General features: G+C 47.8%; 21 protein-coding genes and 1 riboswitch. Of the genes, 1 reads left to right on the forward strand and 20 read right to left on the reverse strand.

What is annotated here, in order from left to right; all coding sequences use genetic code 11:
• Positions 1 to 14: 14 nt before the first annotated feature.
• The 5 genes from BUA56_RS15715 to BUA56_RS15735 form a co-directional block, all read right to left on the reverse strand.
• On the reverse strand, positions 15 to 1196 hold the full coding sequence (locus BUA56_RS15715) for an iron-containing alcohol dehydrogenase (protein WP_072853424.1): 1182 nt from the start codon (positions 1194 to 1196) through the stop codon (positions 15 to 17).
• A gap of 27 nt (positions 1197 to 1223) precedes the next feature.
• Positions 1224 to 2210: a uroporphyrinogen decarboxylase family protein gene (locus BUA56_RS15720; RefSeq protein ID WP_072853426.1), complete on the reverse strand. Its 987-nt coding sequence runs from the start codon at positions 2208 to 2210 to the stop codon at positions 1224 to 1226.
• A gap of 151 nt (positions 2211 to 2361) precedes the next feature.
• Positions 2362 to 3861 (reverse strand): aldehyde dehydrogenase family protein, encoded by a 1500-nt coding sequence (locus tag BUA56_RS15725; protein WP_072853428.1) that lies wholly within the window; start codon positions 3859 to 3861, stop codon positions 2362 to 2364.
• Between the two features lie 89 nt (positions 3862 to 3950).
• Complete coding sequence (locus BUA56_RS15730; protein WP_072853430.1) at positions 3951 to 5408, reverse strand: FAD-dependent oxidoreductase; 1458 nt, start codon at positions 5406 to 5408, stop codon at positions 3951 to 3953.
• A 25-nt stretch (positions 5409 to 5433) separates the two neighbouring features.
• Positions 5434 to 7146 carry a UGSC family (seleno)protein gene (locus BUA56_RS15735; RefSeq protein ID WP_072853432.1) on the reverse strand — a complete coding sequence of 571 codons (1713 nt, stop codon included), beginning with the start codon at positions 7144 to 7146 and terminating at the stop codon, positions 5434 to 5436.
• A gap of 242 nt (positions 7147 to 7388) precedes the next feature.
• Between BUA56_RS15735 and BUA56_RS15740 the strand changes: the two genes are divergently transcribed.
• On the forward strand, positions 7389 to 8294 hold the full coding sequence (locus tag BUA56_RS15740) for a LysR family transcriptional regulator (RefSeq protein ID WP_072853434.1): 906 nt from the start codon (positions 7389 to 7391) through the stop codon (positions 8292 to 8294).
• Positions 8295 to 8379: 85 nt separating this feature from the next.
• Here BUA56_RS15740 and secA read toward each other — a convergent pair whose 3' ends face one another.
• The 15 genes from secA to BUA56_RS15815 form a co-directional block, all read right to left on the reverse strand.
• Positions 8380 to 10950 carry a preprotein translocase subunit SecA gene (gene secA, locus BUA56_RS15745; RefSeq protein ID WP_072853436.1) on the reverse strand — a complete coding sequence of 857 codons (2571 nt, stop codon included), beginning with the start codon at positions 10948 to 10950 and terminating at the stop codon, positions 8380 to 8382.
• 159 nt (positions 10951 to 11109) lie between these two features.
• A complete protein-coding gene (gene hpf / locus BUA56_RS15750) occupies positions 11110 to 11655 on the reverse strand; it encodes a ribosome hibernation-promoting factor, HPF/YfiA family (RefSeq protein ID WP_072853438.1) in 546 nt (181 codons plus the stop codon).
• 132 nt (positions 11656 to 11787) lie between these two features.
• Positions 11788 to 12576, reverse strand: coding sequence for a phosphoribosylformimino-5-aminoimidazole carboxamide ribotide isomerase (hisA, locus tag BUA56_RS15755; protein ID WP_072853440.1), 789 nt, complete (start codon positions 12574 to 12576; stop codon positions 11788 to 11790).
• A 114-nt stretch (positions 12577 to 12690) separates the two neighbouring features.
• Positions 12691 to 13086 carry a hypothetical protein gene (locus tag BUA56_RS15760; RefSeq protein ID WP_084068007.1) on the reverse strand — a complete coding sequence of 132 codons (396 nt, stop codon included), beginning with the start codon at positions 13084 to 13086 and terminating at the stop codon, positions 12691 to 12693.
• 160 nt (positions 13087 to 13246) lie between these two features.
• Complete coding sequence (gene dapB, locus BUA56_RS15765) at positions 13247 to 14008, reverse strand: 4-hydroxy-tetrahydrodipicolinate reductase (protein ID WP_072853444.1); 762 nt, start codon at positions 14006 to 14008, stop codon at positions 13247 to 13249.
• Positions 14009 to 14029: 21 nt separating this feature from the next.
• Positions 14030 to 14920, reverse strand: coding sequence for a 4-hydroxy-tetrahydrodipicolinate synthase (dapA, locus tag BUA56_RS15770; protein WP_072853446.1), 891 nt, complete (start codon positions 14918 to 14920; stop codon positions 14030 to 14032).
• A gap of 119 nt (positions 14921 to 15039) precedes the next feature.
• Positions 15040 to 15212, reverse strand: a riboswitch (Lysine riboswitch).
• A gap of 212 nt (positions 15213 to 15424) precedes the next feature.
• Positions 15425 to 16393 (reverse strand): ketopantoate reductase family protein, encoded by a 969-nt coding sequence (locus tag BUA56_RS15775; RefSeq protein ID WP_072853448.1) that lies wholly within the window; start codon positions 16391 to 16393, stop codon positions 15425 to 15427.
• Complete coding sequence (locus tag BUA56_RS15780; protein ID WP_072853450.1) at positions 16390 to 16959, reverse strand: 2-oxoacid:acceptor oxidoreductase family protein; 570 nt, start codon at positions 16957 to 16959, stop codon at positions 16390 to 16392. The genes BUA56_RS15775 and BUA56_RS15780 overlap by 4 nt, the downstream gene beginning before the upstream one ends.
• Before the next feature lie 2 nt (positions 16960 to 16961).
• A complete protein-coding gene (locus BUA56_RS15785; protein ID WP_072853452.1) occupies positions 16962 to 17699 on the reverse strand; it encodes a thiamine pyrophosphate-dependent enzyme in 738 nt (245 codons plus the stop codon).
• Complete coding sequence (gene vorB / locus BUA56_RS15790; protein WP_072853454.1) at positions 17699 to 18781, reverse strand: 3-methyl-2-oxobutanoate dehydrogenase subunit VorB; 1083 nt, start codon at positions 18779 to 18781, stop codon at positions 17699 to 17701. The genes BUA56_RS15785 and vorB overlap by 1 nt, the downstream gene beginning before the upstream one ends.
• Before the next feature lie 90 nt (positions 18782 to 18871).
• The gene (locus tag BUA56_RS15795; protein WP_072853456.1) at positions 18872 to 19087 is read right to left on the reverse strand and encodes a 4Fe-4S binding protein; all 216 of its coding nucleotides are present in this window, start codon (positions 19085 to 19087) and stop codon (positions 18872 to 18874) included.
• Positions 19088 to 19110: 23 nt separating this feature from the next.
• Positions 19111 to 20442 (reverse strand): acetyl-CoA hydrolase/transferase family protein, encoded by a 1332-nt coding sequence (locus BUA56_RS15800; protein WP_084068008.1) that lies wholly within the window; start codon positions 20440 to 20442, stop codon positions 19111 to 19113.
• 97 nt (positions 20443 to 20539) lie between these two features.
• A complete protein-coding gene (locus tag BUA56_RS15805) occupies positions 20540 to 22519 on the reverse strand; it encodes a TRAP transporter permease (protein WP_072853459.1) in 1980 nt (659 codons plus the stop codon).
• 251 nt (positions 22520 to 22770) lie between these two features.
• A complete protein-coding gene (locus tag BUA56_RS15810; RefSeq protein ID WP_072853462.1) occupies positions 22771 to 23937 on the reverse strand; it encodes a TAXI family TRAP transporter solute-binding subunit in 1167 nt (388 codons plus the stop codon).
• Positions 23938 to 24259: 322 nt separating this feature from the next.
• Positions 24260 to 24778 carry a cob(I)yrinic acid a,c-diamide adenosyltransferase gene (locus tag BUA56_RS15815; protein ID WP_072853464.1) on the reverse strand — a complete coding sequence of 173 codons (519 nt, stop codon included), beginning with the start codon at positions 24776 to 24778 and terminating at the stop codon, positions 24260 to 24262.
• Positions 24779 to 24788 lie beyond the last annotated feature (10 nt).

Consider the following 24788-nt stretch of genomic DNA (forward strand, 5'->3'; position numbering starts at 1 on the left):
CCCCCTTACTCCCGCTATTTTATTTCTTTTTCTTTGGGTGTTCCCCTGTACATGGTTTTCAGATATAGTCTCCGCATATCCTCCGGCGTTGTAAGCCTCGGGCAGTGTTCCCAGATTTTCGTCTTCTGGGCGTCCACGATCATCTCTTCCAGGTGCTCCTCACCGATTCCCATCTCTGAAAGGTTCTTCGGCAGGCCCAGTTTTTCGTTGAGTTTCACCAGGTAGTCAATGAGCATTTCCGTCTCAAAGTTTTCTGTATAGGCGTGTTCTCTGCGGAGCAGATTATACACTTTCTTATATTTTCCCCTGTCTGCAAGCGCATTGAACTCCATGGTGGTGGGGAACAGCATGGCATTGGCCAGTCCGTGAGGCACATGGTAGAAACCTGTCAGCGGATGGGACAAAGCATGGGCCTGGTTTGGCAGGCAGAGGGATAAGGTGATTCCCGCCAGCGTGCTTCCCATAATCATATCAGAGGCTGCATCTATATCCGCCCGGTTTGCCACAAACCTTGGCAGGGCAGGTCCGATCAATTCCATAGCCTTTTCTGCTACGGAGTCAGAAAACGGAGTCGCCAAATCACTCATGTAACACTCTACCGCATGGATCAGGGCATCCATTCCAGTGGAAGCTGCAACTCCTGCCGGAAGTGTGGTGATCAGTTCCGGATCCAGCAGAGCCACCTGCGGAAGCATCTTGTCATTCAGAATTACCATCTTGTATTTATTCTCATCTGTGATAACCGTATTTCTTGTCACCTCACTGCCGGTGCCTGCTGTGGTTGGAATGGCAATTACCGGAATGGGATCATGTTCCACCGGCAGATAGTATCCCCAGAAATCCTGAAGGCGTTTTCCGCTGTATCCCACAAGAGCAGCACTCTTTGCCGTATCCATGGAGCTTCCTCCGCCCACTGCCACCACGCAGTCCACCTTTTCTTCCACGATAATCTTAACTACCTTTTCCACTACCCAGCAGCCGGGATCCGGCTCCACGTCAGTAAAGGTCACACAGGGGTAGCCTGCAGCCCCGATAATCTTCTCCACCCTTCCTGTAATGCCGGCCTTCACCAGGCCCGGGTCAGATACCAGAAGCACCCTTGTCCCATGCAGTCTCTGAATATATTCCCCTAATTTTTCAACAATCCCGACACCAAATTCAATATCCTGTTTTACTGAAAAGCTGTGATTTTTCATTCAATATTTCCTCCTTTTGGATGTTATCTACTGAAGCTCCGGGGGTATTTCTGCTCCATACTCCCTCATTTTTTCTGTTACCAGGGGCCTTAATTCCTCAAAAAAGATCTGGGGATGCTTACAGAAGAAGGGTTTCCAGGCCACAAAGCTGCCCCCCGGGGCAACCCTTTGAAATACTCTCCGTATCTCCTCCCGGCTCTCCTTTGGAGTGACATCTTCCCTGTCCAGTATCTCCACATTGTTAAATCCTCCGCAGAAACAGAGGTCCTTGCCGTATTTCGCCTTCAGTTCCTCCGGATGATTGGAGATCTGCACCGGGTGAACGGCGTCCACTCCAAGCTCAATAAAGTCTTCAATCATGGGGCGCATAAACCCGCAGCAGTGAAGAATATAAAACATTCCCATTTCATGGGCAGTATCCACCATTCTCTTAAGCTGAGGCTTTATGAGTTCCCGCCATGTGGAAAGAGACATCATCATGGATTCCTTTGCACTGTAGTCGTCAAAAACCATAATGGCATCCGGTTTATAATATTTTCCTATTTGCCGGATCAGTCTCAGTCTGTAATCGGTGAATTCCCGAAACCAGTCTTCCATTATCTCCGGTTCCTCCAGCAGCGCGCACAGGACATCCTCGAATCCCATCATCAGATGTGCCCGCTCAAACATACCGTTGAACAGCTGGACAATGGAAAACTTATTCTCTCTGTCCCACCCTGCGGTATCCCTGGCCGCCAGAGCTTCCCAGTCCCGGTCCTCCACGTTGGGGAAGACTATTTCCTTTTTCCATTCCTCCACGCAGGATACTGCCCGGGTTCCTACCTTCTGTACAGGCCCGTTGGCTTCCAGGTTGTACTCATACTCTACCCCGAACTCGTCTCTGCCCTCCGTGCGGCCTTCATACCGCTCCTGCACTGCCTGCTGCAATACGATGTCACAGTCTGTAATATTATTGGGAATCCACAGGGTTTCCTGATGTTTCATGGCCAATATCACATTTTCACGCCTTGTCATTGTTTTTGCAGCCCTCCCTTCCTGTATGTATTTACTAAATTTTGTTGTTCTTAAGCCTATAATATAGTAATTTTATACAATTAATCAATTCAGTTTTCCCAGTCAATCTATTCCCCCAAAGAATATATGCCCCATTCCCGGGGAAAGTCTCTTACTGCAGGAATCCCTTTAATACAATTACTTTTTCTTTCACGACCTCTCCCAGAGTGGTAAATCCCTCTTTTCCGGTGCCGCTCAGCTTGTATCCACCAAAGGGCTGCATCATATTCCGGTAGGTCCCGGTGCCGTTTACTACCACGCCGCCGGACTCTATGTTTCTTGCCAGATGCATCCCCTTTTTCCAGTCTCTGGTCATCACACAGCCGGAAAGACCGAAGCAGCTGCTGTTGGCAATCTCCACCGCTTCCTCAGGGGTGTCGAATCCTATAATGGGCATAACAGGGCCGAAGATTTCCATATCCCGGGCAATGTCCATGGACTTATCTACCTCTCCGATTACCGTAGGCTCTATAAACGCGCCTTTCCGTCTCCCTCCTGCCAAAAGTTTTGCCCCCTGGTCCAGGGTTTTTTTGATCTGCTGTTCCACCTGAATGGCCGCTTTTTCTGAGATCAGACTGTTCATCAGGGTCTTTCCCGGTTTCAGCTGGGAAAAGTCCAGCCCAATGTACTGATCCAGCTCTGCCTCTACGTCCATATCATATCCCATCTCTATTTTAGATACCGCATCCAGTACGGTCTTCGTAAACTGTTCTTTTACGGAATTCTGTACGATGAACCTCTTGGGGGCGATGCACACCTGTCCCGCAGAATTCATTCTCCAGGCGGCTGCCTCCCTGGCAGCTGCCTCCACATCTGCATCCTCCAGAACAATAAAGGGATCGTTTCCTCCCAGCTCCAGCGCACAGGGGGCCAGCCGTTTGGCCATGATGCCGGCGATGTGGAGTCCTACTTCTGTGCTTCCGGTGAGCGTCACGGCATCCACTCTGGGATCCGCAACCAGCCAGTCTCCAATGTCACCCCCTGCGCCGGTCACTACCTGCAGGGCGTCTCCCGGCACGCCGGCCTCCCACAGCAGCTCGATCAGCTTCATCAATGCCAGAGGGTTGCTGGTGGGCGGCTTTACAATTACCGCATTCCCCGCTGCCAGAGCCGGGGCAACTTTGTAGCCGAAAAGCATCAGAGGCGCATTGAAGGGTACGATAGCCAGAACGGTTCCCACGGGTTCGTATACTACCATCTGCAGATCCTGCTCTGTCTTGCCGTCATGACCGGCCTCGGTGCCGGGTACTAAAAGCTTCCCGTCACAGCGCTTTGCCGTCTCCAGGTATCCCCGGAACAAACCAGGTATCCCCTGCCACTGAAACAGGCCGTTTCGCACGCTGCTTCCGCTCTCTCTCATCAGGGTTCCGATAATTTCCCTTTTATTCTCCTCCATTAACCGGAAAAAGCGCTCAAAAATAACTTCCTTTTCCTTCAGGGGCACAGCGCTCCACTTTTTCAGTCCTCTTTTGGAAGCCTCCAATGCCCTGTCCACATCCTCTTTGGTGGCCATTGGTATGGTGTCAATCACTTCATTTGTAATGGGATTGATAACCGGTATAGTTTTACCGTCACCGGACCCTGTCTTCTGTCCGTCAATCATCATTTTCATAGTACTGCTCCCTTCTTTCTGCAAAAATCTCCGCCCCACATTATAGCATTATAACGCAAGACGGAGATCCTTATCTACAATCCTTACTATTATCTTGTCTCAAACAGGATCGCTCCCTGAGCTACCAGATTATCCTGCAGTTCCTTGATATCCTTCTGAAGTTCTCTGGGGGTTACACCCTTCTTTACAGAAAGTGCCGCTGCGGTCCCCGCTGCCTGCCCGGTTACCATCGTCTGATGGAGGTAGCGCAGGTATGCCGGCCGGTCAGTGGAAACAGATTTGCCTGCTGCCAGCAGATTGTCAATGGTTTTGGGAATCAGGCACCGGTAAGGAATATCGTAAGATCCCCCATCCTTCGGAAACGCCATATCTGTCTTACCGTCCACGCATACAGCCAGTGTATCCATGGCTGCCACATGGTATCCCCCTGCCTTAAAGGATGTCTTGCCAATCGTGTCCTCAAACTGGCGGCATGCCTCCACGTCGTCCCTGGTAAGGATATACTCGCCTACAATCCTGGGGCCTTCTCTCAGACGAAGCTCTGTGCAGGTCTTGGTAATATAAGCGTGCTCAAATCCAGGCACATAATTCTTGAAGAATCTCCAGGCAATCATATTCTGCTTCCTGCATTCAATGTTGCATCTGGTAAGATCCCACGCATCCGTGGGAAGCGCGTGATCCACCTGGGAGGAATGCTGGAAGTGGGCCTGAATGTGTCCCCCCTCTCTTGGGGTAAGGAAGAATCCGGCTCCTGAATACGGATGCCAGTCCCCGTTTTTCAGGGCCATATCACGCAGCTCATAAAAGCCCATGATTTCTCCCAGCTCTTTGATGTCGTAGCACTTACGGTACATATCCTCTACTTCTTCCCTTGTATTTGCACCTTCATAAGGGAAGATCAGCTGTTTAAAGGAAAACTGGTCCGGATTGGTGCGGATATAGGTTAAGAGCTTGTCCCAGTCTACCCCGTCCACTGTGAACGCCAGAGTATGAGGCTGGATAATATCACGGCTGACGCAAGCTGTCTCACATCCCGCCTGGATAGCCACGTATCCCTCTCCGGTACAGTCGATCACACGTTTTGCTTTCATCTCGTTTCTGCCGTTGGCATTTTCAACGATAATTCCGTTTACGGTGTTCTCCTCCTTGGTAACCCCTACCACCAGAGTGTCCAAAAGGAGATCCACACCCTCTTCTTCCATCATTTCAAAGATAAGGTATACCCACCATTCCGGATCTACATAGGAGAAGGTATAGCCTGCTTTTTCCCTGATCTTGCTTCTCCACTCAGGCAGCGCATGCCCGGATTTCAGAAGTCTCTGATAGGTTTCTTCCACCAGGCCCCCGATATCTCTTTTGCCCTGTGGGTTAAATAATCTTGCATAGGCGAATCCGGGAGGTCCGGAAAGACTCATCTGCCCTCCCAGGATCCCTGTTTTTTCAATCAATAAGGTTTTTGCACCATTCCTCGCACTGGCAATTGCCGCAGCCACACCTGAAGTTCCGCCGCCGCAGACAATTACATCATATTGTGTGTCGTACCCCATAACGTGCCCTCCTTCATTATTTTTTCTATTTTTTAAAATCTTCAATTGATTTTGCAATGGTTCCATCGGGCATAGCTACTGGCTCTACGCATCCCTCGCTGTGAAGCGCCCATGGAAGGATGACTCCGGAATGGCCGCCCCGGCCGCCGATTACTACTACTTCTACATCTTTGGGGGAGCGCGTCACAGGCAGAGGATGTCTGTTTTCCCACTCTTTCGGCCGTACCGGAACAAGTCCGCGGTTGCGAACCATAGGTACCTCATGATATACATACTGATGAATATGTTCCTGAATCATTTCCTTTGTATAACCGGATTTTTTCAGCATCATACCGTGGTCCGGCGTCAGGCATACTACCAGGGGACCAGGCATATAGGCATTGTTGGAGCCAAGTGTGGTACAGCAGTGTGTTATGGTATCCAGCAGATCGTGTCCGTTTAAGCTTAGGAAGTCGATAATATCATGAAGAGGTTCTGCTTTTAGCACATAGACCGTGGTTGTATCTGAATCATAACGGTCCTCGTTGATCATATTCCACTGCGCCAGTTCAGGCTCTTCTGCAAAGCAGTAGGTGAATTCTGCCTGGGAAGCGATGCAGTCCAGATCACATACACCTGGAACTGAGCGGAATATATTCATGATAACCAGGTTAACAGCTCTTCCTATGGTTGCGTTGGCCGGATAGCCAGGTCCCTGGCAGCCCTGTTTGCCGGAGATTCCAATTTCCTGGGCAATGGGACCGGATACGATTACCATGTTGCCGCCGGGATGAGAAGTTGTCACAGACTGGTTCAGGTTGTACAGGGGACTGTTCAGCGCCTTGAATACAGCTACCAGTATGGGCATGGCTGTTGGTTTGCATCCTGCCATAATTGCTGCCACTGCCACGTCCCTTACGGTAACGGTCTTGCCGCTGGGGCCGCTGGGACTGCACAGCACCAGATCTTCATCAAATGGACAGTACTCCATCATTTTCTCATACCGGGCTTTTGTAGGAGGAATGATCGGAAGCCCGTCGCTGATGTGCTCTGCATTGAAGAAATCGTTAATTTCCTCCATGTATGCACCCGGTTCACAGAGTTTTTCTTCTTCTATCTCTAATTCCTCCGTCAGGGGGAGCAGTCCGTCTGCTCTCGGAGGCACTTTGTCCATCTTAAAGTCAATGTGGGCAAGCTCTTCCAGCTTTTCTCCATTGCTGGTCAGAGACTCTATGATGTAATCCCATTTCAAATCCACCTGAGCCGCCACTTCTTCTACAGTACTGGCCTGATAGATGTCTACTGAACAGAGACAGAGATGCCCTGCCCGGTACACGCCCACACCTTCTGTGATACCGGTTCCCGGAGGTGCTGTCATGTAGACAGTGGGAATCCCCAGCTCTTCCAGGGCAATGCTTAACACGGTGGTGGAAGAAGAAGTTCCCATATCACCAAAGGCAACAATGGCCGCCGTTGGTTTCTCCTCTGCCAGCATTTCCGCATATTTCCTCAGAGCCTCCGCGTCCTTTCCCCGGACTGTTTCTGTATACTCTACGAAGTTTGTAATCCCCAGTTCTGTAAAGTGCTCTTTGATGCGATCAAACACCGTGTAATAATTACAAAATCCCAGTTTTGTATTATTATAAAAAAGTATTTTGCCTGACTTCAGCTCTTCCAGAGATACCCGGGGGGCCAGCTGAATCATTTTTCGTTCCTGAAACCCTCTGGGGTCCAGGATTGGATTAAATTTTGTCGCCATACTCATTCTCCTTTTCCATACTTATTTTTTATATACTGCTTAAGCATTTTTTATTTTATGACTTAAGTTTACTTTTTTATGGCTGTTGTATCAATTCGCTTTTCCCTCCCTTTTTATTCCTGGAACGAATAAGTACACAAACCGATGTCAGATTAAGTTGCATGTCTGCTTGATAACGTCGGAATCTTGCGATATAATAAGTCTTGACAGTTTGTTGAGCAGGCATAAAAGGAGAGAGATGAATGACATTTGAACAATTACAACATTTTCTGGCAATTGCGAAATATAAAAACTATTCGATTGCTGCTGAAGAAAGCTTTGTCTCCCAGTCTTCTCTCTCCAAGCAAATCAAAGCACTGGAGGAAGAACTGGGATTCAAACTTTTTGACAGGACTACCAGGAATATCGAGCTGACTGAGGGCGGGGAAGAATTTGTGATGTATTCTAAAAGAATTCTGCAGGAGTATAAAGAAATGCTCAGCAGACTTCGCAGATATACGGACGAATCCAAGAATACCCTGAGGATAGCCGCCATACCTGTCATGAATCATTACGGACTCACGGACATTATTTTTCATTTTCAGCAGCAATACCCCGGGGTAAGAGTGAAGGTTCTGGAAAAGGACGGGAGCTACGTTGTCCAGGATCTGGAGAAAGGGGATGCCGATCTGGTATTCCTGAGAAGCCATCATATTCCGGAAGGAGAATTCTTAATCTATCCCCTGATCGACGATGAGCTGGTGCTGATTACCGGTCAGGATCACCGTTTTTCAAACAGAGATGAGATCGAGCTAAAAGAGGCGGAGGATGAAGAATTTCTGTTTTTAGGAGCCAATACCGGTATGCATCAGACCTGCATCAAAGCATGCAAAATGGCAGGGTTCATTCCAAAAGAACGGTGCCTGGATCTCCGCTCCAGCACCATCAAGAATCTGGTGGCAAACGGCCAGGGCATCTCTCTTATGATGAAGGCATCCATTGAGTACATGAAAGACCCCAGAATACATATCGTCTATCTGAAAGAACATCCCATAGTAAATCTGGCACTGGCAACCAAAGAAGAAAAGTTAAGTGATGTATCCCGGACATTTATTGAATATGTCCAGGATAGTTTCGGGCATCTTACCGACGGGGAAGAAGTCATGTAGGGACAGGTCTGTTGTAAAAAGGGACAGGCCGATCCCAAAAGGGGACGTGTTCCTTTTAGAAAGAACACGTCCCCTTTTTTACCCTTTAGACTGCTTTACGCCCGCAGCACTGTTTGTATTTCTTACCGCTGCCGCATGGGCAGGGGTCATTGGGATATACTTTTTTTACTGCTCTCTGCATTGGTTTCTTAGGACCGGATTCGTCTTTATTCGTTCCGGTTACCTTCGCTACCTGTTCTCTTTCTACCTTCTGCTCTACTTTTACATGGTACAGCAGGCGAAGTGTATCCTCCTGGATCGCAGCGGTCATGGCATTAAACATCTCGTAGCCGCTCATCTTATATTCTACCTTCGGATCCCTCTGGCCATAGGCCTGCAGGCCGATTCCCTGGCGCAGCTGATCCATGTCATCGATATGGTCCATCCACTTCCGGTCGATTACCTTCAGCAAAATGACACGCTCCAGTTCTCTCAGCTGTTCTGGTTCCGGGAACTCCACTTCTTTTTCTTCGTAAATCTTTACTGCCTCTTCCTTCAGATCCTGTTTCAGCTGATTCTTCTTAATCCCTTCTACCTTCTCTTTTGTCACTGGTTTTACAGGTATGATGGGAATTAATACACTGTTCAGTTCGTTGAGATCCCACTCTTCGTTCTCTACGTCGTCAGAGATGCACATATCTACTGTACTGTCCACGATATCAGTAATCATCTTATAGATAGACTCTCTCATATTCTCTCCGTCCAGAACGCGGCGTCTCTCTTTGTAGATAATCTCCCGCTGTTCGTTGTTTACCTGGTCATATTCCAGCAGGTTCTTACGGATTCCGTAGTTATTGCTCTCTATCTTCATCTGCGCCTTTTCAATGGCACTGGACAGCATTTTATGCTCAATCTGCTCATTCTCCGCAACACCCAGAGATTTAAATACGTTCATCAGCTTTTCGGAACCAAACAGACGCATCAGGTCATCTTCCAGAGAAATATAGAATCTGGATTCACCCGGATCTCCCTGCCGTCCGGAACGGCCGCGGAGCTGATTGTCAATACGCCTGGATTCGTGGCGCTCTGTACCAATAATTTTGAGTCCGCCTGCTTCTCTGGACACATCATCCAGCTTGATATCGGTACCACGACCGGCCATATTGGTTGCGATGGTAACCGCTCCGGCCTCTCCGGCACCGGCTACGATCTCTGCCTCCAGCTCATGGAACTTTGCGTTCAATACCGTATGCTTGATTCCCTCTCTTTTCAGCATCCCGCTGAGAAGTTCGGAGTTCTCTATGGTAATGGTGCCGACCAGGACCGGCTGATTCTTGGCGTGGGCCTCTTTGATCTCTTCCACCACAGCCCGGAACTTTTCCTTCTGAGTCATATATACCGCATCGTCGTAGTCTTTACGGATGACAGGCATATTCGTTGGAATCTCTACAACGTCCATGCCGTAGATTTCCCTGAACTCCTTTTCCTCTGTTAGAGCAGTACCTGTCATACCCGACTTTTTGGTGTATTTGTTAAAGAAATTCTGGAAGGTAATCGTTGCCAGGGTTTTGCTCTCCCTCCTTACCTTCACATGCTCTTTTGCCTCAATTGCCTGGTGGAGCCCGTCGGAATACCGGCGGCCGGGCATAATACGGCCGGTAAATTCATCTACAATCAGTACCTGATCGTCCTTTACCACATAATCCTGGTCTCTGAACATCAGATTGTGTGCCCGCAGAGCCAGTATAATATTGTGCTGAATCTCCAGATTCTCAGGATCCGCCAGATTCTCAATGCTGAAGAACTTTTCTACTTTCTTAACGCCCTGTTCGGTCAGATTTACAATCTTATCTTTTTCATTAACGATAAAGTCCCCGGTTTCAATGATTTCCTCTCCCATAATGGCGGTCATCTTCGTCATCTCACCGCTGGCCTCGCCCCGCTCCAGCTGTCTTGCAAGAATGTCGCAGACTTCATAGAGCTTGGTGGACTTTTCACTCTGTCCGGAAATAATCAGAGGAGTTCTGGCCTCGTCAATAAGAACCGAGTCAACCTCATCGATGATAGCATAGTGGAGGTCCCTCTGCACCAGCTGTTCCTTGTAAATCACCATGTTGTCACGCAGGTAATCAAAGCCCAGCTCATTGTTCGTCACATAGGTAATGTCACAGGCATAGGCAGCACGTCTCTCGTCATTATTCATGGAATTCAGAACCACGCCTACTGTCAGTCCCAAAAATTCATGAACCTTACCCATCCACTCCGCATCACGGTGTGCCAGATAATCATTGACGGTTACAATATGCACGCCTTCCCCCTCCAAAGCATTCAGATAGGCAGGGAGGGTTGATACCAGTGTCTTACCTTCACCGGTTCTCATCTCAGCAATACGCCCCTGATGCAGGATAATACCGCCGATGAGCTGTACCCGGTAATGTTCCATATTGAGGACACGCTTGGCCGCCTCTCTCACAGTGGCAAATGCCTCCGGGAGAATATCATCCAGCGTAGCACCCTCGGAGAGCCGGTTTTTAAATTCCCTGGTCTTCTCCCGCAGTTCCTCGTCACTGAGCTTCTGCATCTCAGGACGAAGTTCCTCAATCTTGTCCACAGTGGCCACCAGCCGCTTTACTTCTCTTTCACTATGGGTTCCAAATATCTTGTTTATAACATTCATAAAAAATACTCCTATTTTTTCTTCGTTTTCAACTTAAGTCATAGCACTATTGTTCATTTTAGCACTTTCCTATGTTGAAAACAATAAATTTTTCGTGAACAAACCATGAAAAAGCACCCGAAAGCCCTCTGCAGGCTCCGGGTGCCGGTGATTCTTATCTTAGAACTCTGGTTCAATCAAACCATAAGTATTGCCTTTTCTCTTGTATACCACGTTCACTTCCTCTGTCTCCGCATTCAGGAAAACATAGAAATTATGTCCCAGAAGCTCCATCTGCACACAGGCATCTTCCGGATACATGGGTTTGAAGCCAAAACGTTTGGTACGGATAATCTTTATCTCTCCGTCATCCTCATAATCCTTTTCTACATAGGCCTTCTGGAAGTGCGTATATTCTTCCTGTTCCTTCACGCCCTGCTCTCTCTGGATGATTTTGTTTTTGTACTTTCTCAGCTGGCGCTCAATGACTTCCTCCACAAGATCAATGGATACATACATATCATTGCTTACCTGTTCCGAACGGATAATATTTCCCTTTACGGGTATGGTCACCTCAATCTTCTGGCGCTCCTTTTCTACGCTGAGCGTTACTATAATCTCCGTATCTTCTGTAAAATATCTACTTAACTTTCCAAGCTTGTCCTGGACTGCTGTGCGTAACCCATCGGTTACTTCAAGATTTTTTCCACTTATGATAAAATTCATGCTGTCAACCCCTTTAACGTGTATTTTACAAATCCCTTTTAAATTCTCTGCCAAGGTCATTTGTAATGTAACCCCATTATATCAATATTTAGTTTTTATTGCAACGGAATTTAGAAAATTTTCATTATTGCATTATATTTGACAGTTATTTCTGCAGCATTCTAAGACGTCCTCATATTTCATAGGACCTCCAAACAAGTCTAAGGCACTGCCAATCGTAACATCCAGGCGGCCTTTCCCTAACTCTGCCAGGGTTTTTAAGTCTGCAAAGGTACCCACACCGCCAGCATAGGTTGTTGGAATCTCACTGCCCTCTGCAAGCAGAGATACAAGACCGGTCTCAATCCCAGATGCTTTTCCCTCCACGTCCACAGCATGAACCAGAAACTCATCGCAAAAAGAAGCAAGCTCCCGAAGCACACCTCTGCTGATTGTCACCTCTGTAAACTTCTGCCACCGATCCGTTACTATATAGTAGTTCCCATCCCGCTTTCTGCAGCTCAAATCCAGAACCAGATGTTCTCTGCCAACGGTCTTGGCCATCCGCTCCAGGTTTTGCATGGATACTTTTCCGTCTTTGAATACATAGGAGGTTACGATAACATGGCTCGCTCCTGCCTGCAGAAACTCACGGCTGTTTTCCGGCGTAATCCCTCCGCCCACCTGGAGGCCGCCGGGATACTCCCTGAGTGCATCCAGAGCCTGGCCCTTCGTCTGAGCATAATAAGCAGAGGACGGCGGATTCAGCATAATAATATGCCCCCCGCGAATCCCTGACGCTTTATACATCTTTGCGTAAAAGGGCGCATCCTGTTCGGCTACAAAGTTTTCTGCCGCCATGTCATTTTCATCCTTCAAAGTACCGCCGACAATCTGTTTCACTTTCCCATTATGTATATCTATGCAAGGGCGAAAATTCATCCGGAAACCTCCTGTAACTAATATATGGGGTATCATACCATGTTAAGACTAATTGATCAATACGGCTTTGTCCAAAAAGGAAGGGCAGAGAGTCCCCTCCCTGCCCCTGTTCCTTTATTTTGCCTGGGTATTATTTTCTGTCGTTGTGTTGTTGGCACCCGGATCTGTGTTGTCATTGGCATTTCCATTGGCATCATTTCCTGTAAGGTCATCTCCTAGATCCTCAATGCCGTCGCCTACATCTTCAACGCCGTCTTTGATATCATCGCCGAGTTCATCCACAACACCGTCTCCGTCAGCGTCATTTCCCTCTGTTACACTGTTATTGTTATTGCTTTTGTCGTTGGGAGTATTGCTGTCCGTTTTGTTTGTATCCTTGTTGTCGGTAGTTCCGTTTTCTGTCGTATTGCTGCCGTTATTTCCGTTGTCATTATTGCTTCCGCATCCTGCTGCAAAGCTGAGAGTCAAAACTAACAGGGCGCCAAGCAAAAGTGTTTTACATTTCTTCATCACTATAGTCTCCTTTGATTCATTATTTTTTTATCTTCAGTGTTATTAATATGTGCTGATCTCTCCTGATTTATTCGCAGGATAAAATCTTTGAATCCGGAAACTATTTTATAAAGAAAAAGATCCATGCGGATATGGATCTTTTTCCAATTTTTTCATATTATTTTGCCTGGATTACATCAGCCATATTATACATCCCTGCCGGCTTTCCGCCCAGGAATTTGGCTGCTTCCACAGCTCCTTTTCCAAACACCGTCTTAGAATAGGCTGTATGGGAGAACGTTATGACCTCGTCCGGACCTGCAAAGATCACATCGTGATCCCCCACGATGGTCCCGCCTCTGACTGCGGAGATTCCTATTTCTTTTGGATCCCTCTGCTCTCTCCTCTGGCTTCTGTCGTATACATAATGATACTGGTGATCCATGGCCTCATTCAGGCTGTCTGCCAGTGCGATAGCAGTTCCGCTGGGGGCATCCAGTTTTAATTTGTGATGTTTTTCCACAATTTCCATATCAAATCCGGCTTCTGCCAAAACTTTGGCAGCGTCCTGTACAAGCTTTAACAGTGTATTAATACCAAGAGACATGTTAGCGGAACGCAGCACTGCCACTTCCCCGCTGATCCTCCGTGCTTTTTCCAGCTGCTCTTCACTGAGTCCGGTGGTGCACAAAACAACAGGCAGTTTTCTTCTCTCACAGTAATCCAGCAGTCGGTCCGTTGCTTTTGCAGAAGAAAAGTCAATGAGAACATCTGCCTCTGTGTCACAGGTATCAATATCTGTAAATACAGGATATTCACACCGGCCATTATCTGCCATATCAATACCGGCCACAATCTCCGCTGCCGAATCTTCTTTTACTAAACCGGAAATCACCTGCCCCATATGGCCGCAGCATCCGTGCATTATAATCTTTGTCATCTGTTTATCCTCTTTTCTGTCTTAAGCCAGCTCTATGCCGAAATCCTTCATAGCCTGGGCTAATTTTTTCTGATTTTCTTCTTCCATGGTTGTCAAAGGCATTCTCAAAGGACCTACTTCTTTCCCCATAAGATTCAGGGCAGCCTTCACAGGAATTGGATTGACCTCGCTGAACAGTGCGTTCACAAGGGGAAGTGCTTTGAGCTGCAGTGCACAGCTGCCTTTCACATCTCCCTCCAGATATTTGGCTGCAATCTCGTGTGTCTCTCTGGGTGCCACATTTGACAGTACGGAAATCACGCCTTTTCCTCCCAGTGACATAATAGGAACAATCTGATCATCATTTCCGGAATAGAGGTCAAGGTCATCCCCGGCAAGCTGCATGGTCTTAGCTACCTGTGCGATATTGCCTGTTGCCTCTTTAATGCCTGCAATGTTTTCTACATTTTTAGCGAGATAAGCCGCAGTCTCGGGGAGTATATTGCATCCGGTTCTGCTTGGCACATTATACATAATCAAAGGAATGCTGACAGCATTCGCAATTGCTGTGTAATGGGCGATCAGCCCCTTCTGAGTGGCCTTGTTGTAGTAAGGAGTAACAATCAGCAGGCCGTCTGCGCCGAACTTCTCTGCCTCCTGTGAAAGATAGATTGCAGTTTCCGTACAGTTGGAGCCTGTGCCGGCCACAACAGGTATTCTTTTCGCCACCTTGTCAACGGTGTATTTGATAGCCTCCAGATGCTCCTCATGAGTCAGGGTAGAAGATTCCCCGGTAGTGCCGCAGATAATAATGGCATCCGTTCCCCCCTCAATCTGAAATTCAATCAGTTCCCCCAATTTGTCAAAATTAACTTTCCCATTGTCGTACATAGGGGTAACAATCGCTACGCCTGCTCCTGTAAAAATAGCCATAATAATTCCTCCTTCATTTCCACTCGGTTTTAGGTTTGCATATAATTCTGCTAATAAAGAAAAGAGGCAAACCCGTAAGCCGCCTCTAAAGAATACTACATTGTATCACATTTATGAATTCTTTGGATAGCGCACCATCTTACGATGACAGTCATGAAATTATTCACTTCATGCCCAAGGTATAGGACTGCAGGGTTCCCACCCTTTCGGCGCCGTTTCCTTTTTTCTATCGTCATCTGTGCCTGCCACATCTGATAAAATACTCATAAAAAGCGCAACCTCTATCATTCTTTATATAATTTACAGTAACTATAGCATTATTAAAAATCCTTGTCAATGCCTCTTTTATAAAAATATTATATTCAAAAACAAGGAGGATGAGATAACTTTTGTGCATGTAAAGTTTAAAAATTTAAAGATAAGAATAAGAGAATCACAGACTGACGGAGAAGGACTGCCCTTTAGACCGCAAGGCAGCTTCGCGGCACAGGGGCCTTCTACCCCTTACCCTTCAAACATCAAATCGTACGTATCCTCACGGACTCTAAGCAAATAATAGACTGCCTCATTGTACGGCGTAGGTATCCCGTACTTTTTTCCTTCCCTGCACACTGCCCCGTTCAGGAATTCTACCTCTGTCTTTCTCTGTTTGTAGACATCCAGTACGGTTGAGGTAAAATGGTGCTCGTCAAGAGGCACCTGAGCCATATTTTCACGCTCTTTTTTCCAGTATTCCTCAGCATCCATGGGCACTCCTTTGGCGGTGGCAACCTCACAGACCTCCCGGGCCAGTTCTTTCAGGAGTTTTCTGCCCTCCTCATGTCTCATAAAATCCTCCCCTGCCAGCTGTACCAGAGCACAGGGGGCATTATACAAAACATTGATAAACAGCTTGTCCCACATAATCGCCTCTGTCTGCTCCGACAGGGCTGCGGGGAATCCTCCCCTTTCCAGTATCTTTTCCATTTCCACAAAAAGATGCCGGTATGGGGTGTCCTTCTCAAGAGGGGAGAACCAGACGCCCTTGGGACTGTACGGAAATTTTACCCTTCCTGCGATTCTTCCCGGCGCCCTGAGGGTGGCAGATGCCTTTAACACTCCATATCCAATCTGCCCGGCGGAGAAGAACTCCTTTAGTATCTCCACGTTTCCCAGTCCGTTCTGCAGAGAAATTACAACCGTATCCTCTCCGAACAGTTCCCGGTTTGCTTCAATGCTGCTTCTCGTGTTCATTCCCTTAACCAGCAGGATCACCAGATCGCAGGCTCCTGCCTTTGAGGCATCTGAGGTAGCCATAGTTATCTTTACGGTTTCTTCTTCCTGTTCCTCCAGCTCCATATGGAGCCCTTCCTGTTCCACGGCCTGCATGTGCTGCACATAGGGATCCACAAAATATACCTCCGCGCCGCCCTTCATCAGATGCGCGCCTACCAGGGAGCCCATGGCGCCGGCTCCAAGAATTCCTATCTTCATAGACTTCCTCCCTTCTCATCCGCAGCCCTCTGGCTTCTGACCGCCTCCATCCCCCGGCGGAATGCCGCTATATTCAGCTCTGCAATCCGAGGCTTTTTCCCGAAGGCAGACCGGAGCACCTCCTCCATCACCGGGGGGGCCACGCTTCCGGTAGCTTCCACCACAGCGCCCAGCATAATTACATTCAGAAGCCGGTCATTTTTAAGTTCCTCCGCAATGTCGGAAGCCGGTATCCTATATACCGTTCCCCTATTCCCCTCCGGCATTGTCCTGACCAGAGAGGTGTTCACGATATAGCAGCCTCCGTCCTTTAAGCATTGGCTTTGGGCTGCACAAGATTCCTCGTCAAAAAAAGCCATGCAGTCATAAGACGCCGTTACCTGCGCCCCCACCTCTCTGTCCGAGAGAATCAGAGTGGTATACGTATAACCGTTTCTCATGGCAGGCGCGTATTCCGAATACGAGGTGGCATATTGATGTGCCTCCACCGCGGCCAGCCCTAACAGCTTCCCCCCAAGGACTACTCCCTGACCTCCCAGGCCTCCTAAAAAGATTTTATTTTCCATACCTATTCTCCTTTAAAAACACCGATTGGATACTGACGCTCAGACATCTCTTTAATGTGTTCAATAGACTGCAGAGGCGTCATATGCCAGTTCGTGGGACAATTAGACAAGAATTCAATAAAGGCAAACCCCTTGTGTTCTGTCTGAAGACGGAATGCTTTCTCTAATGCCTTTTTTGCCTGCATTACATGTTTCGGATCGTACACCGCCATCCGGGCAGAATACTGGGTGCCCTCTACCTGAGCCAGAATCTCTGCCAGATTAATGGGATATCCTTCCCGGTCAGCGCTTCTTCCCCGGGGGGAGGTAGTTGATTTCTGTCCCATCAGTGTTGTGGGCGCCATCTGCCCCCCTGTATTGGCAAACAGTGAATTATTCACCATAACCACCGTAAGATTTTCATTTCTGGCCGCCGCATGGATCACATCTCCGATCCCAATGGCCGCGTCCGCCCCGTCTCCGTCCCAGCACAATACAAAATGGTCCGGATCCGCCCTTTTGATTCCCGTTCCCACAGCAGCCGATCTCCCCAGCCCAACCATCACTGTGTTAATATTAATGCAGAAATCCTGCTGGGGCCCGCAGCCGGGAGGGAACAGCAGCGTCGTATTTTCCGGAGCAATCTTCAGTTCATCCATGGTGTCCAGAATTAATTTCCCTATCAGTCCGTGCATACACCCGGAGCACAAAGGATGGCTGCCCTTGTACAGTTTCGATCGTTCATAAACAACCTGTTCCATCAGTCACCGCTCCCTTCCATCTGTTGTTTGACATGGCAGACTACCTCTTCCGGCGTCACCAGCATACCGCCGCCCCTGCCGTAGAAGTCCACCTCAATCCGGCCTTTTACACTCCGTTCCACATCCTCCAGCATCTGGCCGGGAATCGCCATCTCCACGCAGATGGCTTTTTTTATCCTCTCATAATGCAAACTCCCAATCTGCTTCCGCGGAAATGGAAATAGTGTGACAGGGCGGAACAACCCCGCCTTTACGCCCTCTTTTCTCAGCTGCCGCACTGCTTCTCTTACGATACGCCCCACGGACCCATAGGCAAAGAGAACCACTTCCGCATCCTCCAGCATAAATTCCTCGTATCTGGTTTCCTTTTCTTCCCACTGTTTATACTTATCGGCCAGCTTTATGCAGAATTCTTCCTGTGAAGAAACCGGAAGAAGCATGGACTGGCAGATCCGTTTATCCTCAAACTTCATACTGTCTCTTTTGGTAATCAGCCAGGAAGATTTATCGGGTAATTCAGAAAGAGCTCTGAGAGGCGGAAGCTCCACCACCTCTGTAGTGGCAGCAAGAAGCTTATCTGTGAGCACTACGACAGGCGTACGGTACCGATCTGCAATATCAAAGCTCTCATAAACTATATGTACTGCCTCCTGGATCGTGCTGGGAGAGATAACGAAGGCTCTGCCCCCTCCAGCACCCAGCCCCTTTACCGCATACAGATAATCCTGGCTGCACCCGCCGATTCCTCCCATTCCAGGCCCCGGCCTGGCCACGTCAATAAAAACACAGGGGGCCTCACAGCCTATGATAAAGCTGATGCCCTCTGCCATCAGAGAAAAACCCGGACCCGAGGTACTGGTCATACAGCGGAGCCCTCCGTAGCTTGCCCCTAATAAAATGTTAGCAGACACTACCTCGCTTTCTGCCTGGATAAAGCTTCCTCCCACCTCCGGAAGCCGGCCGGATAAGTACTCCGGCATAGGGCTCTGGGGGGTAATGGGAAAACCGGCAAACAGCCGGCACCCGGCCGCTACCGCAGCTTCTGCCATAGCCACATTGCCGTCTATAAATTTGGTTGACATAATTTCCCTCCTATTCCATCTCCTGGTTTCTGACACTCTGCCGTCCCGGTGCGGATCACACTTATCTTCACCCACCGGAAGGCCTGTGTCTTATCTGCTTTCCCGATAAACAGTAATTGCTGCATCAGGGCACATTAAGGCACATATTTTACATGCCGTACAGACACCTTCCTCCGCTCCCGGCTCCGCATATTTAAACCCCAGGGAATTAAATTTACTGCCCAAATGAATCAACGCCTTCGGGCAGTAAGTAATACAGAAACCGCATCCCTTGCACAGCTCCTCATCAATAACAATTCGGTTCATACTTCTACCTCCGCAGTACCTAGCTAAATTATCAGCTGCTTTTTCGCCTGATAGGTCAGTTCCTCACGAAACCTCGGATGTGCGATGGCGATAAGCGCTTTTGCTTTTTCACTGAGTGTGCGGTTTCTCATCTCCGCCACTCCATACTCTGTAACAATAAAATGCGTGTCGTTGCGGGGGGTGGTAACCGCAGAGCCCGGGGGCAGCGTCAGCGTAATCTTTGATATACTGGTGCCGTCCGCCTTTTCCAAACTGGATCTCATGGCAATAAAGGATTTTCCGCCCTTGGATCCCCGCACTCCCCGGACAAAGTCAAGCTGCCCGCCGCTCCCCGCATAAGTGTCAAGCCCAATACACTCAGAGCATACCTGACCCCGCAGGTCTACCGCCATACAGGAATTAATGGATATCATATTGTCATTTTGGGCAATGGTTTCCGGGTGATTCACCCAGGACAGGCGCTCAAAATAAAGCTCCTTATTCTCATGGACAAATTTATAGGTGTCTCTGGTCCCCTGGAGAAACCCTGCCACTGACTGGCCGGGACGGATTTGTTTTTGGCTGTTATCCACCACTCCTTTTTCCATCAGTACTCTCATAACATCGGTAAAGACCTCTGTGTGGATTCCCAGGTGTCTGTGATGTTCCAGAAAATTTCCCACAGCGCTGGGCACGCCTCCAACCCCCAGCTGAATCACGGATCCGTCATCTATCCTCTCCACAATATGCTGAGCCATTTTCTTTTCCAATTCCGTGGGAACCATATCCGGTATCTCTGCCAGCACGGTATCCATCTCACACAGCGCCTCAGCTTCGCTGATATGTATTCTGTTAAAGTCTGTGTTTATCATGGGCAGGTTCCGGTTCACCTGCAGAATCACCTTTGCCCCGCTGTCGATGGAGACTCTCCCCGGTCCGGGACAGATTCCCATGTAGAGATAGCCTTCTTCATCCATAGGGGATACGTGACAGAGGACATAGTCCGGACGTATCCGCTCCCGGAACATCTCCTCGATCTTGCTGAAATGGGTGAGAAGGTGATCTATCTTTATCCCTCTCTTGATCGCCTGAGCCTCTGGTTTTGTCATATAGCTGATCCCCACAGAAAAGTTTTCTTCGGCACCGTCGCTGTATAACCGCTGATAGATATGGGGGTTTGCAATCCCCATCATGGAATAAAGATATAGGGGATGAAACCTCTCCCTCTGTTCATAGAGCGCCTCCGCCAGGGCAGCCGGTTCGCTGCACAGAAGAACACGGCTCTGGGAGGGGATTCCGGCCACCGCCTCACCGGGGGAACAGCATTTTCTTTTATATTCGTTTAAAAAATCCATGGTTCTTTCACCTCTTTTCATAGAAACACAGCATAGAAACCTAATAATCCTGAATTACTCTTGTAAAATTGACTTACAAATCAACATGAATAATCCAGGATTATATAGTCTCCATTGCTCAGACAGCAGCAGATGTAACTAATTTCTTTTTATTCTTTTTCCATTTTGCTACGTGAGACACCGTGGCAGCTGCAAAGAGCGCCAGGCCAATGATGCACAATATATTCATGCTCATAAAGATATAGAGAATTAATGCCAGGAAGCTGAGGAAAAACATTGCCCGCTCCAGCAGCGTAAGATCCGTACAGAAATAGTTCACCCAGCAGAACTGCGCCGCTACGGTAAGCACAATGACCGACAGGAGCTGAATATATGAGGTGGGATCCGTCAGACTTCCCTCCAGAAGCAGAACCGGTGCATAGACAAATAAAAACGGAGCCAGGAAGGAAACGCCGCAGATCTTACAGCACTCTATTGCAGTCTTGCCATATGGTGTTCCGGATATCTGTGTGCCCACCAGAGTGGTTAGGGCTACCGGCGGTGTAATCGTTGAGTAGGAAGCCGGATAGACACAGAAGAAGTGGGCCGTGGCATAGGCAATCCCAAGCTTCTGCAGCGCGGGGACCGCAAATGCTGCCGCGGTAAAGTACGCTGCCACAGACACGCCTGCCATACCTGCTATAATACTGGCGATATAGAGAATCAGAAGGGCCAGGAATAAAGATCCATGGCTCCAGCTCTCAATACCTGAAGTAAGCTTTACGCCCATTCCGCTGGTGGTGAAGGTACACACAAGCATACCGATAACCGCACAGCAGGCACCCATCTGCGCCCCCTGCTTTGCTCCTTCCACAAATCCGTCTATCAGCGCACGAACCTTTGGTCTGTGCCTCTTTGGCGCCAGATAGCTCATGACAATAACAGAGATAATAGCCCAAAAGCCGCAGATCATAACAGATTTCCCCTGGATCAGCAAAGTGATAATAATGATAAAAGGTACTACAAATGCCGGGCCTTTCCACTTCATTACGTCCCAGTCCACCACCGGTTTTTCCACAATCCTTGTTCTGAGCTCCGGGGTCTTCAAAGCATGAAGATGGGCATACAGAGACAGGGACAGGTAATAAAGAATAGCCGAAACAATAGCCATTTTACATATGGTCCAATAGGGGATTCCGGCATATCCAGCCATAGAAAAAGCTACAATTCCCATAACCGGCGGAAGGATCTGTCCTCCGTTAGACCCCACACAGGAAATGGCTGTAGCAGTCGTAGGATTGTACCCGTTCTTTTTCATGTTATCGATGCAGTAAGGTCCGGTCATAGTTACATTTGCAATGGCATTTCCGCATACCATGCCAACCATTGCCGTATTCACAACGCTAATCTGAGCGCTTCCGGAGCGGAAGCGTCCCACAGTCCATTTTCCAAACTCTCCGAAAAACTTCTGCACTCCTGTGGCTGACATTACACCCCCGAAGACACAGAATAAAAAGGTATAATTCGCCGATATGGTCAGCGTACTGTCGTACAGCCCTGTGGTCAGTCCTATAGACAGGTTGGAGATTGTCCTGCTGAAGGGAAGGGCACTTGTGTGAAAGGGGCCGGGCATCATCTTTCCGAAAAACGGATAGATGCAGACAATAATTACAAGAATGGGGATAAATTTTCCAAACCCCAGCCAGCATGCATAGAGTGCCAGGACAATCATGGTACATCCCACTACAATATCCAGGTTTGTGCTGACCCACTGGCGGACTCTCAGAGCCTCCAGATTACAGCAGACATAGATGGTAAACGCAAATGTGAGAGCCACTGATAAAAATAAGAACGCATTATGTATTTTGCTCTCGCTCTTTTTTGCTGTGGACAGAAACAAAATTATAAACGAAAAAAACATATGCATCGTCAGATATACTTCCTGCTGCAGAAACGATTTCTTAGCACAGATCATATGCATGATGCACATAGCCAGACAGAACACAACCAGCAGATAATCATAGACTTTTTCCGGCAGGACACCCCCGTAAGCTTTCACTTCAACCGCCTGCTCTATGGCCTGTTCTGCCTTATCTTTCTTTTTCTTGCCAAATCCCATCTGTACACCTCCTTTGAGTACTTATGGCTGTTTCATTTATTCTTATCAATATGGTATTATTTTCACTCTTAATAATCTTTCAGGGATGCTGCGAATGCCTCTCTGCCGGGACAGGATACAAAAAGATACCATCCGCAGCCATCCAATATACATAACAACCGTTTAAAATAGTTCAATACAAAATGAGTATACCGTGTTCAGTTAATCAGTACTTTCGCATCATCTGCTTTGCTTCAGTCCCTGCCCATTCTCTATTTCGGAACATAGGTCTCATAAGGAGTTTCTCTGTAATTTACTTCAATGCCCTTCTCTTCATAGAATTTATTTGCCACATCGGAGATCAGTTCCGGGGTATCAATCTTGCCCATATTTTCTTTTGTACAATATTTACCCTCATCCTTATATTCTGCAAATTCATCGCAGTGTTCATAGTAGATATTCAAAAGCTCTTCCTGCACATCCTCCGGGAAATCCTTGTGGACATACCAGCACAGGTAATCCGCCATAATAGTAACCTCATCATTAAATTTGGCGTCGTACTGCCCTGGCTCCAGAGTCATAACACCGGGAAGGAGGGAATGATTCAGTGCATCTTTTGCTTCAAACAGTGCCTTTTCATCCAGAGATACATAATAAACATCATTGCGGGCATATACCTCTGCCAAAGCTGCCATCTGCGTCCACTCTGTAGCCTCCGCATTGAGTGCCATGCCGCCGGATAATATAGCATCTACCTTGCCGTCTGCAAGAGCAGTGGCGGAATCTGCAAAGGAAAGATATTCATATTTGGGTTCAATCCCCAGAATCTCAAACATCTTTGTGGGGATATCAACAGCCGGAACATTGGGTTTTGTTCTGAGCGCAACTGTCTTGCCGTCCAGATCCTGAAGTGTCTTTATATTCTCATCCAGGGTAAGGAAAACGTTGGATACCAGTCCATATCCAATCAGACAGCGAAGGTCATAATTAGGCTCTGTAAAGGGATCTTCTCCCAGGATTGCATCCACGCCAATCATATATCCCATAACGTGTTCTTTATAGTTATCATCTGCTAATACCATGGAAGCTGTCTGGTCAGGTCCCGGAGATTCCATAGCTGTGGCTTTCAGCCAGGAGCTGTATTTGTTAATTAAATCCGCAAAAGCAACACCGAGAACATAGGTTGCTCCGCCCTGAGCGTTAGTATAGATCTCAATCTCGTACGGCTCATGGTCAGGGTCAGACTTCCAGCCGCTTCCCGAATCAGCGCTTTTCTCACCGGACTCATCTTTCGCCTCTTCTTTGTCAGGCTCTGTCTCCCCGGTCTCCGCAGCATTGGAGGCGTCTTCGCTCTTTCCGTCATCCGAACCGCATCCTCCAAGCATGGAAACAGCCATAGCGGCTGCCAGTAAGAGTGCTACCAGTTTTTTTCTTTTCATAAGTACTTCTCCTTTCTTCGATGAAATTTCATCATTTTTACATGGTCCTGCGCATAGTAGTACTGATTCTTTCATCGTAATGCACAATTTTCTCTCTTCATTTTGTATTTTGTTGTATTTTATAGTCAAATACTAACAAACGTTCTGAAAATTAACAATTCCAATTTTGGTATCTATTTATTCGTTTTAAGAATACTTCCTGGTTACCCATATCCATTCTATTCTGTATATTTTACTGGAATATTCTCCCAAATCCCCCCAAAACGGGAAATGGACCTCAGCACCTTTCGGTACTGAGGCCCACATTATCCGGCTTGCGTCTCTATTTATTATCGTCTTCCTGCTTTTTTTTCTCATTTTCTATGCTTTCAAATGTTGTTATCGTATCCACACAATCCTTGATTTCCTCACACATATGATATCCGGTAAGAATCAGACCTGTGTGTTTGTCCTTGCATTCTATGAGAGTCTTCAATTCCTCTCCCGTTATGATACCATGTTCCACTACTCCCAGAATCTCGTCCAGAATTAATAAGTCACACTCTTCGGTTACCAGAACCTTCCGCGCAAAATTCAGACCATTCTTGATATTCCAGTCCTCCTCCTGCTTTTCTTCCTCCGTCAGTTCCTGATAATACTTTTCATTCTTCTCAAAACGGAATACTTTTATCTCTGGCTCAAGGCGTTCCATAAAATTCAGTTCATCCATCGCTCTTCCCTTAAGAAATTGTATGAGAATCACTGATTTGCCCTGACCTACAGCCCTGATAGCCTGGCCAATCGCAACCGGCGTCTTGCCCATTCCCAGCCCACAGTATACCTCGACTAAACCTTTTTCCATATTTTTACCT

The organism is Lactonifactor longoviformis DSM 17459, assembly GCF_900129135.1.
GTDB classification, from domain to species: domain Bacteria; phylum Bacillota; class Clostridia; order Lachnospirales; family Lachnospiraceae; genus Lactonifactor; species Lactonifactor longoviformis.